Source organism: Actinocorallia sp. A-T 12471 (genome assembly GCF_033875155.1).
Lineage (GTDB): Bacteria > Actinomycetota > Actinomycetes > Streptosporangiales > Streptosporangiaceae > Actinocorallia.
On sequence record NZ_JAWZTE010000003.1, the window covers coordinates 130,931 to 146,193 of the forward strand.

Sequence of the window (15,263 nt, forward strand, 5' to 3'; positions counted from 1 at the left end):
CCACGGCCGACCCGGGAACGGTAACACCACATCCGTCACCGAACGTCAGGGTTTTCCGGGAACGCGAAGGCTCCCCGCGCGGCGGCGCGGGGAGCCCGTCGGCGGGGGTCAGCCGAGCTTGACCGTGCCGTCGGCCAGGGCCTGCTTGACCTCGGCCATCTTGGCGGTGACCTCCTCGGACGCCCCGCACAGCACGACGTCGGTCGCGCCGGTGCCTGAGGCGACCCCGAAGGGCACCTGCTCGGCCTTGAACGTGCCGTCGAGCACCGCCTTCACCGCGTGCTCAAGCTCGTAGCCGGTGTCGCTCTTGACGTAGCCGGAGTAGCCCTTCTCGGTGCCGCATTCCTTGACCAGCGGGCCGCCCACGACGGTGGCGTCGCGGCCGAGCGCGGCCTGGACGAGGCCCTGCTTGCCCAGGTTGAGCTGCTGGCCGAAGACGTCCGCGCCGGTGCCGACGGCGGCCTGTCCCGCCTGCTGGGCCTTGGCGACGTCGTTGAAGTCGCCGACGTACTGCGCCTTCACGACCTCGACCTTCGGGTCAACGTACGCGGCACCCTGCGCGAAGGCTTCCGCGGTCTTCACGATCGCGGGAAGCTCGAGGCCGCCGACGAAGCCGACCTTGCCCGTCTTGGTGGTGAGGGCGGCGTAGGCCCCGGCGAGGAAGCCGCCGTCGGCCTGGACCGGGTCGTAGTAGGCGAGGTTGGCGAGGGGCTCGGCGTCGGACGGGCCGCCGATCTCCACGAACTTGACGTCCGGGAAGGTCGGCGCGACCTGGCGGAGCACCGAGTCGGTCTGGCCGCCGAAGGACACCACGAGGTCCGAGCCGGACGCCAGGCGGGTCAGGACCTGCTGGTAGTCGGCGGTGGCGACCTGCTCGACCTTGGTCAGCGCGACCTCGGCCGCCTTGTCCTTCTCGAGCCGCTGGTATCCGGCGTAGCCGGACTGCATGAACCCGTCGTCTGACAGCGAGCCGGGGAACATGACGCCGACCTTCAGCTTCTCCTGGCCCGCGCCGCCGTCGGCCTCGTCGGCTCCGCCGCATGCGGTGGCGGTGAGGCCGAGCGCCAGCAGGGCGGCGGCGAGTGCGGTCTTGCGCATCGGGGGTCCTCCATGGGGCGCGGTTATTGGTATACCGTTAAGTGAAACCGGCGATCGTTTCCGTCGGATTTCACCGACGTAATCACTGTGCGACGACGGTTCCCTCGAAGAGAACGAGCGTCCGAGCCGGTCGCGACATGACGGCCTCGGCCTGGGTGCGTGCTTCCACGACGACAAGGTCGGCGACGGAACCCACCGTGGGACCGTGCGCGGGAAGGCCGAGCGCGCGGGCTCCCCCGTGCGTCGCGGCGGCCAGGGCGAGCTCGATCTCCGCGTCGGCGTACAGCTCGGCGCGTTCGGCGATCCGGTGGGCGCGCGCGAGCATGTCGCCGTCGCCGTAGGGCGACCAGAGGTCGCGGATGCCGTCGTTGCCCGCGGCGAGGTTCGCGCCCGCGTCGCGCAGCGTCAGGATCGGCAGCACGGGATCGCTGTGCGCCGCGCAGGTCACCACGCTGATCTCCGCCTCGGCGAGGCCCCGCGCGATCTCCGTCTGACGGGCCGGGTCTGCGTCCCCCAGCGCGTAGCCGTGCCCGATCGTCACCCTGCCGCGCATGCCCGTCGCCAGGGTCCGCTCGATGATCAGGTCGTACTCCCACGCGCCGAGCGTCCCCCTGTCGTGCAGGTGCAGGTCGACGGGCACGCCGTGCTCGGCGGCGAGGCCGAACACCACGTCGAGGTGGCGCACCGGGTCGCGTTCCAGCCCGGCCGGGTCGATGCCGCCGACGACCTGGGCGAGCCCGGTCCGCAGCGCCTCGGCCATCAGCTCGGCAGTCCCCGGGTTGGTGAGCATCCCGTACTGCGGGAACGCCACCTGCTCGACCGTGACGTGCCCGGCAAGGCGCTCGGCCGCCTCCCGGACGGCGTGGAAGCCCTGAAGGCCGAACTCCGGAGACACGTCGGTATGGGTGCGCACCCGTGTGGTGCCCAAGGAGACGACATGTCTCAGCAGCGCCTCGATCCGGTCGGCCGACGCCACCCCGAACTCGCCGCGCCGGGTCCTCGTGTAGTCGATCTTGTCCTGGAGCCTTGGCCCCGCCGTGTTCGGCACCCACGGGCCACCCCACAGGGTCTTGTCCAGGTGGCAGTGGGCGTCCACGAAGGCGGGCAGCACAAGGCGGCCACCCAGGTCGATCTCCTGCGGGCCGGAAGGCAGCCCGGTGCCTTCTGCGGCCACACGTCCGCCGGAGACAAGCAGGTCAGTAAGGGCGGTGCGGCCCGGCAGAAGGGCGTCGCGCAGAAGCAGGTCGGTCATGGTCATCCCGCGAGGTCGATGTCGGTGCCGACGCCGCGCAGCCGCGCCGCGTCGAGCAGGAGCCGGGCGGCGGCCAGGTCCTGGAGGCCGACGCCGAGGGAGTTGAACAGGGTGATCTGCCTGCGGTCGGTCCGTCCCGGCCGCGCCCCGGTGAGGACCTCTCCGAGTTCGTCCTCGAAGTGCGCGGGGCCGATCGCGCCTTCGGCGAGCGGGATGAGCACGTCACCCGACTCGTGCAGGGCGGTCAGCCTGCTGTCCACCACGACGCGCGCCTTGCGGATGCCCTCGGTGTCGATCTCCCGATGGTCGGCCCTCGGCGGCGCGCCTACGGCGTTGACATGCAGACCGGGACGGAACCATTTCCCTTCCACGATCGGGTCCTTGGACGGGGTGAGCGTGCACAGCACGTCAGCGGCCTTCACCACCTCCTCGGCCGAGCCGAGCACCTCCGCGCCGGTCTTCTCGGCGAAGGCGCGCGCGGTCGCCTCAGTGCGGCTCCAGACGACGGTCCGGGCGAACGGCATGACCGCGCGCAGCGCCTCGACGTGGGCGAGCGCGAGCGCGCCCGCCCCGACGAACCCCAGGACCCGGCTGCCCGGCCTGGCCAGCGCGGCGGTCGCGACGGCCGAGGCCGCGGCGGTGCGGAACCTGGTGACCGCGCCGCCGTCGATCAGCGCCGCGCAGCTTCCGTCCTCGGCCGACACCGCGAGGATCGCCGACCGCTGGACGGGCAGGCCGCGTTCCCGGTTGGCGGGCACGTCGGCGAGCAGTTTCACGGTGGCGAGCCCGGCGGGCTTCGAGGCGGCGGCCATCACCAGGAAGGCCGCGTCGGAGCCGGGCAGCGTCATCGCGGGCGGGGCGGGCAGTGCCGCGTCGCCGCGCGCGAGGTCCTCGTGGGCGGCGCGGACGGCCGCGATCACGTCGGGGTAGGACAGCAGCGCGAGCACGTCGGAGCGGGTGAGGATGAGGGTCATCAGGCGCGGGCCTCTCGGACGAAGGGGAGGGTGAGCCCCGCGGGCGACCTGCTCGCGCCGACGAGGCCGCTCACCGCGACCAGGGCGAGCAGGTAGGGGGACATGACGAGCACGGCCGTCGGCAGGTGGACGCCGAAGGCCGGGGCGGCGAACTGGAGCGCCTGGGCGAGGCCGAAGAACACGCAGGCCAGCAGCGTCGGCCACGCCTTCCACCGGCCCGCGATCACCGCGGCGACGGCGAGGTAGCCCGCGCCCGCGCTGATGTTGTCGGTGAAGGCGTGCACGTCGGCGAGCACGAGGTGGGCCCCGGCGAGCGCCGAGGTGAGCCCGGCGAGCAGCACCGCGCAGAAGCGGACCGCGTTGACGGGCAGGCCCGAGCGGTCGGCGGTCTCGGCGTCCGCGCCGATCGCGGTGACGGCGAGGCCGAAGCCGGTGCGTCCGCCGAAGAGAACAGCCAGGACGACGGCCACGGCGACGCACAGGTAGCCGACCGCCGTCAGCTCGAACAGGGCGGGCCCGAGGATTGGGATGTCGGAAAGCACAGGAAGCGCGATCGGGTCGAAGCCCGGGATCGTCCTACCTTCGGTGAAGTACAGGCGGGAGCCGTAGGTGGTCGCGCCGAGGGCGAGCGCGTTGGCGGCCACCCCTGTGACGATCTGGTCGGCCCGTAGGGTGACGCTCAAGACTGCCTGTAGAACGGCGAACAAGACTCCGGCGACAAGCGCGCACACGAGCCCCGCCGAAGCGCTGCCCGTGGTGTGCGCGCCTATGGCCCCGGCGAACGCGCCGGTGAGCATCATGCCCTCGACGCTCATGTTCAGCACGCCGGCCCGTTCGCTGACGAGCTCGCCCGCAGAGGCGACGAGCAGGGGGATGGCCAGGCGTACGCCGCCGTCGACGAGTTCGGCCAAGGCGCTCATCGGGTCGCTCCCTTCCGGAAGATGACGGCCCCGGCCACGCAGATGATCAGCACGCTCTGCACGACCTGGACCGACGAGGCGGGCACGCCCGCCGCGAGCTGGAGGTTGATGCCGCCGGACGCGAGAAGCCCGAAGGCCAGGGAGGTCCCGGCGACTGCGGTGAGGCTGCCCCTGGCCAGCAGGCCGACGACGAGGCCGGTGAACCCGTATCCGGAGGTGAAGTGCTCGGCCAGCACATAGGGCACCGTCGCGACGAGGGTCGCGCCCGCGACGCCGGACATGCCGCCCGCGACGGCTAGGGAGCCGCCCTGGAGGCGTCCGACGGGCAGGCCGAGCCGGGCGGAGGCGGGCTCGGACATGCCGACCGACGACAGCCGGGCCCCGGTGGCGGTCCTGCGCAGGACCAGCGCCGCGACGACCACCCCGACTGCCGCGAGCACGATCGCGAGGGTCGCGGGCGATTCCGGCAGGCCGAGCAGCGGCAGCCTGGCGGGTTCGGCGAGCGGCGCCGACTGCGGCAGCGTGTCGGCCGAGGTGACGGGCTGGCGCAACAGCCCCTCCTCGTGCACGACGAGCACGACGAGGAACGTTCCGACGAAGTTGAGCAGCAGTGTCGTGATGACCTCGTTGACGCCGCGCGCGACGCGCAGCCACGCGGCGATCCCGGCCCATGCCGCGCCCCCGGCGAAGCCCGCGAGCAGCAGCGCGGCGAGCGCGACGGGCGCGGGCGTCGCGTCGGGCAGGTTGACGCCGACGGCCGTGGCGGCGATCCCGCCGACCGCGAGCTGTCCCTCGCCGCCGACGTTGACCAGCCCGGCCCGGTGCGCGACGGTGAAGCCCGTCGCGATGAGCCCGAGGACGGCGGCGGCGTTGAGCGCGCTGCCGAACGCGTAGGACGAGCCGAACATGCCGTCCCACAGGGCCGTCGCGGCGGTCGCGGGGTCCGCGCCGCCGCCGGCCGCCAGGGCCGCGCCGACGAGCAGGGCGGCGAGCACTGCCGTCCCGTAGACGAGGAGGTTCCTTCTCATGCGGAGGCTCCGAGCATCAGGCGGCCGATCGCGTCGCGCGCGCCGGGCAGGCCCGGCGTTACCGGGCCGAGCAGACGACCCCGGTAGGCGACCATGACGCGATCGCACAAGGTGAGCAGTTCAGGCAGCTCGCTGGAGACGACGAGCACGGCGGCTCCCCCGGCGGCGGCGTCACGGACCCTGCTGAGAACCGCGTCCACCGCGCCGATGTCCAGGCCCCGCGTGGGCTGGGCGGCTATGAGGCACCGGAGCGGGTCCAAGGCGAGCTCGCGGGCGACGACGACCTTCTGCTGGTTGCCTCCCGACAGCGTGCGCAGCGGCGCGTCCGGGCCGGTGGCTCGGATGCCGTGTTCCTCGATGACCTTCGCGGCGCGCAGACGCATCGCCTTGCGGTCGAGAAGGCCGAACCTGCGGAACTCGCCGAGGCGGCCGAGGAAAAGGTTCTCCGCGACGGTCATGCCGGGGACGCAGCCCTCGTGGTGGCGGTCTTCCGGGATGACGCCGAGGCCCGCCGCCGTACGCGTCGCGGGGGCGGCCCGGGTGAGGTCGGTCCCGTCGAGTTCGAAGACGCCGCCGTCGGGGATGAGCGCCCCGCTGAGGACGGCGACGAGTTCGCTCTGTCCGTTGCCTTCGACCCCGGCGATCCCGACGATCTCGCCGGGCCTGACGTCGAGGTCGACCCCGTCGAGGACGTCCGCGCCGTGCGGGCCGCGCACCCGCAGCCCGCGCACCCGGACGACGGGCGCGGCCTCGTCCCCGCCGGACGCGGGCGCGTGGGCGGCGTCGCCGGATTCGGCGTCGAGTCCGGCGACGAGCAGCGGGTCGAGGTCGGCGAGATGGCGGCCGACCATCAGCTCCACGAGCTCGTCCTTGGTGAAGTCGGCGAGCGGGCCGCTCCCGGCGACCCTGCCGCCGCGCAGCACGGTCGCGGCGTCGCCCGCGCGCTCGATCTCGCCGAGCTTGTGGGTGACCAGGACGACCGCGCGTCCGGCGTCGGCGATGCGTCGGCAGGTCGCCAGCAGCGCCTCGACCTCGGCGGGGCCGAGCACGGCGGTCGGCTCGTCGAGCAGGACAAGGCGCGGGTCGCGCAGCAGGCACTTGACGATCTCGACGCTCTGCCGCTCGCCCACGGGCAGGTCGGCGACCGTCGCGGTGAGGTCGACGCGCAGGCCGTATTCGGCCTCGATGGCGGCGACCCGTCCGGTGAGGTCGGGCATCCGCAGCCTGACCCGTTCGGCGAGGAGCAGGTTCTCCGCGACGGTGAGGGTCGGCACGAGGCTGAAGTGCTGGTGCACCATCGCGACGCCGAGCGCGAGCGCCTCGGCCGGACGACGGGGCCGGTACGGCTCCCCGAAAAGGCGCATCTCGCCCTCGTCAAGCGCGGCCGAGCCGAAGACGAGATTGCACAGCGTGGACTTCCCTGCGCCGTTCTCGCCGAGCACGCAGTGCACCTCCCCGGCGCGGACGGTCAGGTCGACCGCGTCGAGGGCGCGCGCTTTCCCGAACGTCTTTCCGACGCCGGTAAGCTCAAGAGCAGGCTCCACGGGCCTCCCTCCTTAGTGGTATACCGTTAAATCTGGTACGTGATCATGCCGAGGGTGTTGCGTGGATGTTTCTTCCGTGCAAACGCGTCAAAGGCGCACCGAGACCGACGAAGGCGGGTCAAGTGTCCGAACCTGGCTCGCTGCGCGACCTCGCCTACGCGACGCTGCGGCAGCGGATCGTGGAGGTTGCGCTCAAACCCGGCGAACGGCTCGTGGAACGCGACCTCGCGGCCGAGCTGAACGTCTCGCGCATCCCGCTGCGCGAGGCGCTGCGCATGCTGGCCGCCGAAGGGCTCGTCGTCATCGTCCCCGGCAAGGGCGCGCTGGTCTCCCCGTTCACCCCCGCCGACGTCCGCGACCTCTTCGACGTACGCGAGGTCCTCGAATCCCTCGCCGCGCGCCTCGCCGCGGCCCGCGCGTCGGCCGAGTCCGTCGAACGCCTGGAGAAGCGCCTCGAAGAGTGCCGCGCAGCGACCGCCGACGCCGACGTCACCCGCATCGCCGCCGCGAACGCCGCCTTCCACGCCGAGATCATCGACCTCGCCGACAACCCCCTGCTGACCTCCCTGATGTCCCCCCTGGCCGCCCGCACCGAATGGCTCTTCCGCCTGACGTCCTCCCGCGACCCCGCGGAACAGTGCTCAGAGCACGAAGAACTCTTCGCCCTCATCGCCGCCGGCGACGCCGACGGCGCGGCCGCCTCCGCCTACGCCCACATAGCCGCGGGCCGCGCCCCCAGCACCGCCCTCGCCTCCACCTGGTCCGAACCCACCGTCGACCCCGAAGCCGTCGCCAAACGCCGCCGCCGCCGCACCTGACGCCCCCCGACCAGCTCAGACCAGCTCAGACCAGCTCCGCCACGAACGTGATCGCCGCGTCGCCGAGCCGCGCGTCGAACCGCCAGCAGCCCGCCTCGGGGAAGTCGAGGACCGACGGCTGGAAACCCGTCGGCCCGTAGCCCGAGTTGTCGAGCTCGGTCTCGACCGACGCACCGGTCCGCAGCGACGTCGCCGCCAGCGTGATGTCGCCCTCCACCCCGCGCCACCAACCCCACTTGGTGGACAGGCGGCCGTCCTCACGGTTGAGCTCGACGGGACGTCCCGGCGACCACGCCCACAGCCCTCCCCCGCCGAACCACGAGTCGTCGCCGTCGGCCATCGTGACAGCGCGCTCAGGGGGCGCCTCCGTGCGCTCGGCCACCCGCGTGACGGGGCACGGCTGCCCGTCCGCGAGCGCCGTCGGCGCCGGCGTCGGCTCCCGCCGAGCGGGGTCGGCGGAGCAGGCCGCGCAGAGGAGCAGGGCGGTGGTCCCGAGAACTGTGCGAGCCAGCGGGATGTCGATCATCCCCGTAGTCTGCGCGGCCGCGCGCACACGTGCCGCGTCGCTGACCGCAAACGGCCTCCGGACAGCGGAAGGACCCGCCCCGGGGAGAGGGCGGGTCCTGGACCACGGCGTCAGACCGAGACCGGTGTCGGCTCGGTGACGGGGTCGGGCGCGGTGGCCTTCGCCGAGTTCTTGCGGGTTAGGGGAATGAAGTTGAGGAGGAGGAACCCGAAGAGCCAGATCAGGAGTGTGGTGATGTGGCCGCCGAGGGTGCGGGCGTCGAAGTAGAGGATGGAGCGGGCGGTTTCCAGGACGGCGGGCATCGGGAGGATGTCGTGGAGCCACTGGAAGAGGGAGGGTTCCATCCAGACGGAGACCGCACCGCCGGAGGAGGGGACGCCGAGGATGACCAGGAGGCCGATCGCGGGGACCGCGGCGATCTGGGCGAGGGCCGCGTTGTGCTTGCCCAGGGGGCTGAGGAGGCGGGTGAAGAACGCGGTGACGAGGGCGCCGGTGAAGGAGGCGAGCGCGCCGAGGCCGATGAGTTCGGGGTGGCCGTCGATCGCGCCGATGATCGGGCCGATCATCAGCCAGACCGCGAAGCCCATGAACACCGCCCAGCCTGCGGAGACGACAACGAACGGGCGTGGCCGCATGAGCTGCGGGGCCGCCGTGCCGATCACCAGGACGAAGATCGCGCCGGACAGAATCCAGCCGAGCGTCAGGTAGAGGGTGGAGACGCCCGAGCCGTCCTCGGGCGGCAGCGGCGCGAGGTCTTCGGTCTGCAGGTCGACGCTCTGGGCGATGGTGAAGCCGGTGAGCACGGAGGTGAGCGCCTGCGTCTGGCTCGTGCCCGCCGCGCCCGCGACGTACAGGACGGCCTGGCCCTGCCCGCGCACCGAGGGTCCGACGTAGGCCCCGACGACCTCGCGCTTGAGCACGAGTTCGCGCGCCTCGGCCTCGGTGCCGACGGACCGCAGCTCGAACGCCTCGCCGGTCGCGGCGGTGAGCTGTGAGGCGGCGCGTTCGGCCTGGGCGGCGGTGGAGGACACGACGGCGAGCGGCATGTGGTTGGGCGCGGGCTGGTGCATCGCGGTCAGCATGACGCCGACGATCATCACGACCATGAGGAACGGGAACAGCCCGACCATGGCGTACTTGGCCAGGAGCGACTGGCTGCGGGCGACGGCGTGCTGCCCGCTGGTGGTGGAGGACATGCGGTACCTCAAAGGGGTTCGGAACGGAAGGCCGGTCAGGCCGTGACGGGGACGGCGGCGACCGCCGCGGCGTCGGCGGCCTCGTCGACGGCCTCCTCCTCCCGCCCGGTCAGCTGGTGCTTCGGCTTCTTCCTGCCGCGCAGGGAGTCGAGCAGCACCGAGCCCGCGACGGCGACCGCGCCCCACAGCGCGAGGACGAGCAGGTGCCCGCTGACGCCGTCGCCGCCGAAGTAGAGGATCGCGCGCAGGGCCTCGCCCGCCGCAGGGGTGGGCAGGACGCCGTGCAGCCACTCGAAGAACGGCGGCATCGCCTTCACCGGCAGGCCGAGGTTGGAGGAGGGGACGCCCAGGTACATCAGGACGAGCACGCCGGCGATCGAGCCGAGCGGCCCGATGAGCCTGGCGATGAAGCTCTGCGCGAGCCCGACGGAGAAGATCGTCGCCCAGCCGAGCGCGAGCATCTCCCAGGCGTGGCCGCCGACCGCCCCGATGACGACGTCGGCGAGGAACCAGACGACGAAGCTCATCAGCGCCGCCCAGACGGCGAGGAACGCGGGGGTTCTGCGGAGTGTGAACTCCTCGGGCGCGCCCTGCATGAGCATGGTGATGATCATGTATCCGGCGAGGATCCACGCGGTGACGATCAGCATGGCCGACGTGCCCATGCCGTCCTCGGGCGGGAGCGGCGCGATCTCCATGTGCTCGACCTGGAGGCCCTGTTGCGCGGCGATCCCGGTGAAGATCGCCTGCGACATCGACGCCTGGCCCATGCCCGCGGCCTGCGCGGTGTAGAGGGTCGCGGGGCCGCCGCGCCGCGTGGGCAGCTGGAAGGCCGCGGCGATCTCGCGGCGCTTGAGCAGGCTTTCGGCCTCCGACACCGCGCCGACCGTCCTGACCTCGACCGGGGCGTTCTCGGCGGCGTTGAGCGCGTCGGCGAGCCCGACGGCCTGCTGCCCCGTGCCGATCACCGCGACGGGCAGGTCCCTGGGCGTCGGCTGGTGCATCGACACGGTGTAGACGCCGACCAGCATCATCACCAGCAGGAACGGGATGAGGCCGAGGAAGCCGTACATGACCGCCTTGGGTGGTTCCTTCCGCCCTCCGGGGGCCGCCCCCTCGACGGTGACGGTGTCCGTCTCCTGCATCAGATCGATCTCCTCGCGTAGCGAAAATCTTAAGTCAACTGACTTAAGCGCACCCGATAACATTAAGTCACTCGACTTAATGAGTGGGACCCGATCACCGCAGGAGAGACGGTTGTCACAGCTGGGAGAATGGGCGGCATGACGCCGAAAAGCACCCGTGAGCTGCTGCTCGAGGCGGGCGAGCGGCTGATCGCCCTGCACGGCGTCACCGCGGTCTCCGCCCGCAAGATCGCCGAGGAGGCGGGGGCGGCGAACCACTCGGCCGTCGCCTACCACTTCGGCACCAAGCTCGACCTCATCCTCGAGGTGGTCAGGGCGCACCGCGCGCACACCGACGAGATCGGCCGCGCGATGATCGAGAAGGCCGCCGGCTCCGCCGATCCGCGCGAGCACCTGGCGTGCGTGCTGCTGCCGACGCTCGTCCACCTCGACCGCCTCGGCCCGCCCACCTACTACGCGAGGTTCGCCGCGCAGACGCTCAGCGACCCCACGACCGAGCCGCACGTCATCCCCGAGCTCGCCGGAACCCACATGGCCGACGCGATGCGCGCGGTCGCCCGCACCACGTCCGACATCCCGAAGGAGGTGATGCGGATGCGCTGGCGGCTGGTCAGGCCGCTGATGTTCCGGGCGAGCGCCTCGTTCGAACTCGACCTCGCCGAGGGCCGCAACACCGACGGCACCTGGGCGCACCTGGGCCGCTTCATGCTCGACGCCATCGGCGGCCTGCTCCTGGCCCCCAACACCCTCCCCCCGGAAGCCCTCCGCACCGCCTCCCCTGCCCCCGCCTGGCTCCACCCCGACCTCTGACCCCGCCGGAACCCCCGCGCCGCCGCGTACGTTGGGGGGCTATGACGGGAATGCTGGCGGTCCTCGTGGTGACGTCCCTTCCGGGACTCGTCCTGCTGCTCATCGTCGTCGCCGCCGTCGACCGGCTCGGTCTGCGCGCCAACGAGCGCTACCGGCTGCCGTGGCGCAGGCCGGAGGACGCCCGCCCGGTCGCCTCAGCGGGCCTCGACGAGATGCAGGCGCTGTTCGCGCCGACGAAGCGCTACGAACTCGAGGAGAAGCGCTCGTCGCTGATGATGCGCGACGAGGAGGGCGACAACGCTCCCCCGCGGCTCGACCTCGCAGGTGGTAAGGCCGTTTTGCGGCTTCCCTGACGTTTCGGGGGTTCGGTGGTAGCGTCACCGGCGACCGAAACGGGGGGTTGTGCCATGAGAGGTATGCGTTGGGCGGCGGGGGCGTTCGTCCTGATGGCGCTGGTGGCGGGATGCTCGGACGACGGCGGGCGCGACGACGCCGCGGCGTCGCCCTCGGCCCCGCCCTCCCCCTCGGCCACGGCCAGCGCGCCCGACGCGTCGGAGCAGCCCGTGCCCGAGCCGTCGGACGTCTCGGTCGCGCCGCCGCCCGGGACCAAGCCGTCGGCTCCGTCGGGCGCATGCCCGCCCGAGGGGTACCGCATCCTTGAGGGCGTCTCTGATGCGGCGATGGGCCTGCGGGTCGTCCAGATCGACCTGCAGAACTGCGGGAAGAAGCCGATCAAGCTGAACGGGTACCCCGAGATCGCCCTCCAGGGCGACAACGGGGTCCGCGCGGACGTCAAGATCGAGCAGGGGTCGGGCGGGGTGTCGTCGGTCCCGTCGTTCGACGCCGCGCCGCAGCCGATCACCGTCGCGCCGGGCAAGACCGCGACCTCGGGCATCCTGTGGCGCAACCTCGTCGAGGGCGGCAAGAGCCTCACCGTCGACCGCGTCGTCGTCACGCCGGGGCCCGGGCTGCCCGCCCAGCGCGTCGACGGCCTCAACATCGACCTCGGCACCACCCGCGTCCTCGGGGTGGCCCCCTGGGCCCCCGGCGTCTGAGCCGGGGGCCGGCTCAGCCCGACCTGATCCGCGATCCCCTGATCAGCAGGAACGCGACATAGACCCCGCCGATCGCGCCGGTCATGATGCCGACCGGCAGGATCGTCGGGGCGATGATCCGCTGGGCGGCGAGGTCGCTGACGGTCAGCAGGACCGCCCCGGTGAACGCCGACGCGAGCACGTTCGGGCCCGGTGAGCGGGTGAGGAACTTGGCGACGGGCGGCGCGGTGAGCGCGATGAACTGCACGGGCCCGGCCGTCGCGGTGGCGATCGCGGTGAGCCCGACGGCCGCGCCCATCACGATCAGCCGCGTCCGCTGCACCCGGACGCCCAGGGCGGCGGCGGTGTCGTCGCCGAGTTCCATGATGCGCAGATCGCCGACGATCAGCACCATCAGCGCACCCAGCACGACGAGCGCGGCGGCGAGCGGGCCGAACTGCTCCCAGCCGCGCGCGTTGAGCGAGCCGACGAGCCACGCCGTCGCGCTCTGCGCCTCGTTCACCGACGCCCGGCTCAGCAGGAACGCATTCAGCGCCTCGAGCATCGCCGCGACGCCGATCCCGACGAGGATCAGCCGGGTCCCCGCGACGCCGCCGCGCATCGCCAGCAGGTAGACGGCCACGGCCGTCGCCAGCCCGCCGCCTACCGCGCCGAACGCGACCGACAGCGTGCCCGCGCCGAACAGCAGCAGCACGAGGATGCCGCCCGACGCCGCGCCGACGGTGAAGCCGACGACGTCGGGGCTGCCGAGCGGGTTGCGGGTGAGGCTCTGGAACACCGCGCCCGCGACGCCGAGCGCCATGCCGACGCCGATCCCGACGAGCAGGCGCGGCAGCCGCAGTTCGAACACGACGAACTCCGCACCCGGCGGCCCCTGGCCGCGCAGGGTCGCCACGACCTGGTCCGGCGACAGCGCGAAGTCCCCGGTGCCGAGCGCGTACACCGCGACGAGCGCGAGCGCGCCGAGCAGGAACACCCCGGCGACGGGTCCACGGGTACGGAAGCGCAGCCGCCACATCCGCCACGCGACGGCGAGCGCGGTCACTGCGCCACCACCCCGCGCCGCCGCACGAGCGCGATGAACACCGGCGCGCCGAGGAACGCGGTGACGACCCCGGCCTCGAGCTCGCCGGGCGGCGCGGCGACCCGTCCGACGATGTCGGAGGCGAGCAGGATCACCGGCGCGCACAGCATCGACAGCGGGAGGATCCAGCGCTGGTTCGGCCCGGTGAACAGCCGGACGGCGTGCGGGACCATCAGCCCGATGAACGTGATCGGACCCGCCACCGACGTCGCCGCCCCGCACAGGACGGTGATCGCGATGATCGCCAGGGCACGGGTCCGTTCCGGGTGGGTGCCCAGCGCGCGGCCCGCGTCGTCGCCGAGCGCGAGCGCGTCCATCCTGCCGCTGATCGCGAGGCCGACGACCGCCCCCGCGAGGAGGAACGGCAGGATCAGCTGGAGCTCGCCCGGCTGCGCGACGGCCAGGGAGCCGACGACCCAGAAGCGCAGCCGGTCGGCCGAGTCGGTGTCGATCAGGCTCGTCGCGGCGGTGAACGACGCGAGCACGGCCGTCACCGCCATTCCGGCGAGGATCAGCTGGACGGGGTTGGCCTTGCCCGTCATGCCGCCGCGGCCCAGCGTGTACACGAGGGTCGCGGCGATTCCTGCGCCAAGGAACGCGAACCACACAGTCGTCTCGGTGCTGGTCAGCGGCCAGAACAGCCCGGCAGCGCCGACCGCGGCGGCGGCTCCGGCGTTGACGCCGAGCAGGCCGGGATCGGCGAGCGGGTTGCGGCTGAGCGCCTGCATGAGCGCCCCGGCGAGGCCGAGCGCGGCCCCGACGGCGATGCCGAGCAGGGTGCGGGGGATACGGCGTTCCCAGACGACGATGGAGTCGTCGGTGCCGTCCCGGTGGAGGAGGACGTGCCACACGTCCGCCAGGGGAATCGGCTTGGCGCCCACCGCGAGGCTGAGCACGGAGATGACCGCGAGCAGCACGAGCAGTAGCGCCAGGCCGAGGGTGCGTCTGCGCAAGGAAGTTCAGTCCAGCCCGTCGTGGTGGTCGTGGTCGACGACGCCGACCTTCCAGTAGCCGTCCACGTCGGTCTGGCCCTTGGGCAGGCCGAGTTCGTTGCGCAGGAAGCGCCGGATCGGCTTGAGCGTGGTGGCCTCCGCGCCGAGCCAGGCGTAGCCGTCGCCGGGCGGCGGGGTGAAGGCGCGGATCGCGGCCTCGAGCGCGCCGCTGCGGCCGGGCGCGGCCCCGTCGCGGTGGACCCAGGTGACAGTGAGGTCGGCGGCGGAGGTCAGTTCCTGCTCCTCCTGGGGTCCGGCGATCTCGGCGTAAGCGAACGCCTTGGCTCCCGCCGGGATCTGCTCGAGCCAGCGCGCGAGGGCGGGCAGGCCCGTCTCGTCGCAGCCGAGCAGGTACCAGTCGTAGAGGTAGGGCACGACCTCGGAAGCGCGCGGGCCGAGCACGCCGACGAGGTCGCCGGGGACCGCCGTCGCGGCGAACGTCGAGCCGGGTCCGTCGCCGTGCAGGACCATGTCGACGTCGAGTTCCAGCGCGTCGGGCCGGAACGACCGGACCGTGTAGTCGCGCAGGACGGGTTCCGGCGAGCCGGGCGGCGGGTCGTCGAGGCCGTCGTCGGTGATGGTCGGCATGACGGGCACGGGGTCGCCGCCCTGGGCGAAGAACAGCTTGACGTGGTCGGTCGGCGCCTGCTCCCGGAAGCCTTCGAGCGCGGGCCCGCCGATCGTCACCCGGACCATGGCCGGGGTGAGACGCGCGGTGCGGACGACCTCGAGCAGTCGCGGCCGCAACGGGTACTCGACATAACGCATACGCCGGTCGATGACTGACATATCACAACGACCTTTCGGGGGGTTGGGGAAGA

At 72.6% G+C, this 15,263-nt stretch carries 16 protein-coding genes; 4 read left to right on the forward strand and 12 right to left on the reverse strand.

The annotated features are described in order from the left end of the window. Positions 1-108: 108 nt before the first annotated feature. From R9X44_RS09760 to R9X44_RS09785, 6 genes are all read right to left on the reverse strand, one after another. On the reverse strand, positions 109-1,098 hold the full coding sequence (locus tag R9X44_RS09760) for a BMP family protein (protein WP_319813709.1): 990 nt from the start codon (positions 1,096-1,098) through the stop codon (positions 109-111). A gap of 82 nt (positions 1,099-1,180) precedes the next feature. After that, positions 1,181-2,350, reverse strand: coding sequence for an amidohydrolase (locus R9X44_RS09765; RefSeq protein WP_319813710.1), 1,170 nt, complete (start codon positions 2,348-2,350; stop codon positions 1,181-1,183). A 2-nt stretch (positions 2,351-2,352) separates the two neighbouring features. Then, positions 2,353-3,324 carry an ornithine cyclodeaminase family protein gene (locus tag R9X44_RS09770; protein WP_319813711.1) on the reverse strand — a complete coding sequence of 324 codons (972 nt, stop codon included), beginning with the start codon at positions 3,322-3,324 and terminating at the stop codon, positions 2,353-2,355. Then, positions 3,324-4,244 carry an ABC transporter permease gene (locus tag R9X44_RS09775; protein ID WP_319813712.1) on the reverse strand — a complete coding sequence of 307 codons (921 nt, stop codon included), beginning with the start codon at positions 4,242-4,244 and terminating at the stop codon, positions 3,324-3,326. Before R9X44_RS09775 ends, R9X44_RS09770 begins: the two co-directional genes overlap by 1 nt. Beyond that, the gene (locus R9X44_RS09780; RefSeq protein WP_319813713.1) at positions 4,241-5,272 is read right to left on the reverse strand and encodes an ABC transporter permease subunit; all 1,032 of its coding nucleotides are present in this window, start codon (positions 5,270-5,272) and stop codon (positions 4,241-4,243) included. Before R9X44_RS09780 ends, R9X44_RS09775 begins: the two co-directional genes overlap by 4 nt. Continuing rightward, on the reverse strand, positions 5,269-6,816 hold the full coding sequence (locus R9X44_RS09785) for an ABC transporter ATP-binding protein (RefSeq protein WP_319813714.1): 1,548 nt from the start codon (positions 6,814-6,816) through the stop codon (positions 5,269-5,271). Before R9X44_RS09785 ends, R9X44_RS09780 begins: the two co-directional genes overlap by 4 nt. A 122-nt stretch (positions 6,817-6,938) precedes the next feature. Here R9X44_RS09785 and R9X44_RS09790 point away from each other — a divergent pair, with 122 nt between their 5' ends. Next, positions 6,939-7,634 carry a GntR family transcriptional regulator gene (locus R9X44_RS09790; protein ID WP_319813715.1) on the forward strand — a complete coding sequence of 232 codons (696 nt, stop codon included), beginning with the start codon at positions 6,939-6,941 and terminating at the stop codon, positions 7,632-7,634. A 25-nt stretch (positions 7,635-7,659) separates the two neighbouring features. Here R9X44_RS09790 and R9X44_RS09795 read toward each other — a convergent pair whose 3' ends face one another. From R9X44_RS09795 to R9X44_RS09805, 3 genes are all read right to left on the reverse strand, one after another. Further along, complete coding sequence (locus R9X44_RS09795; RefSeq protein ID WP_319813716.1) at positions 7,660-8,160, reverse strand: hypothetical protein; 501 nt, start codon at positions 8,158-8,160, stop codon at positions 7,660-7,662. 110 nt (positions 8,161-8,270) lie between these two features. Continuing rightward, entirely contained in the window at positions 8,271-9,356 is a 1,086-nt protein-coding gene (locus tag R9X44_RS09800) for an ABC transporter permease (protein ID WP_319813717.1), read from the reverse strand. Positions 9,357-9,391: 35 nt separating this feature from the next. After that, positions 9,392-10,501, reverse strand: a complete 1,110-nt coding sequence (locus R9X44_RS09805; RefSeq protein WP_319813718.1) for a hypothetical protein — start codon at positions 10,499-10,501, stop codon at positions 9,392-9,394. Between the two features lie 138 nt (positions 10,502-10,639). Here R9X44_RS09805 and R9X44_RS09810 point away from each other — a divergent pair, with 138 nt between their 5' ends. Genes R9X44_RS09810 through R9X44_RS09820 form a run of 3 tightly spaced genes read left to right on the forward strand, consistent with a single transcriptional unit; the run spans position 10,640 to position 12,366 of the window. Next, on the forward strand, positions 10,640-11,311 hold the full coding sequence (locus tag R9X44_RS09810; protein WP_319813719.1) for a helix-turn-helix domain-containing protein: 672 nt from the start codon (positions 10,640-10,642) through the stop codon (positions 11,309-11,311). Between the two features lie 41 nt (positions 11,312-11,352). Then, the gene (locus R9X44_RS09815; RefSeq protein ID WP_319813720.1) at positions 11,353-11,664 is read left to right on the forward strand and encodes a DUF6191 domain-containing protein; all 312 of its coding nucleotides are present in this window, start codon (positions 11,353-11,355) and stop codon (positions 11,662-11,664) included. A 54-nt stretch (positions 11,665-11,718) separates the two neighbouring features. Beyond that, the gene (locus R9X44_RS09820) at positions 11,719-12,366 is read left to right on the forward strand and encodes a DUF4232 domain-containing protein (RefSeq protein ID WP_319813721.1); all 648 of its coding nucleotides are present in this window, start codon (positions 11,719-11,721) and stop codon (positions 12,364-12,366) included. A 13-nt stretch (positions 12,367-12,379) separates the two neighbouring features. On the opposite strand, the gene R9X44_RS09825 is transcribed toward R9X44_RS09820, so the two are convergent. Genes R9X44_RS09825 through R9X44_RS09835 form a run of 3 tightly spaced genes read right to left on the reverse strand, consistent with a single transcriptional unit; the run spans position 12,380 to position 15,231 of the window. Next, a complete protein-coding gene (locus tag R9X44_RS09825; RefSeq protein WP_319813722.1) occupies positions 12,380-13,411 on the reverse strand; it encodes a FecCD family ABC transporter permease in 1,032 nt (343 codons plus the stop codon). Then, positions 13,408-14,403, reverse strand: coding sequence for a FecCD family ABC transporter permease (locus tag R9X44_RS09830; protein WP_319813723.1), 996 nt, complete (start codon positions 14,401-14,403; stop codon positions 13,408-13,410). The genes R9X44_RS09825 and R9X44_RS09830 overlap by 4 nt, the downstream gene beginning before the upstream one ends. A 6-nt stretch (positions 14,404-14,409) precedes the next feature. Continuing rightward, on the reverse strand, positions 14,410-15,231 hold the full coding sequence (locus R9X44_RS09835) for a siderophore-interacting protein (RefSeq protein ID WP_319813724.1): 822 nt from the start codon (positions 15,229-15,231) through the stop codon (positions 14,410-14,412). Between the last annotated feature and the right edge of the window lie 32 nt (positions 15,232-15,263).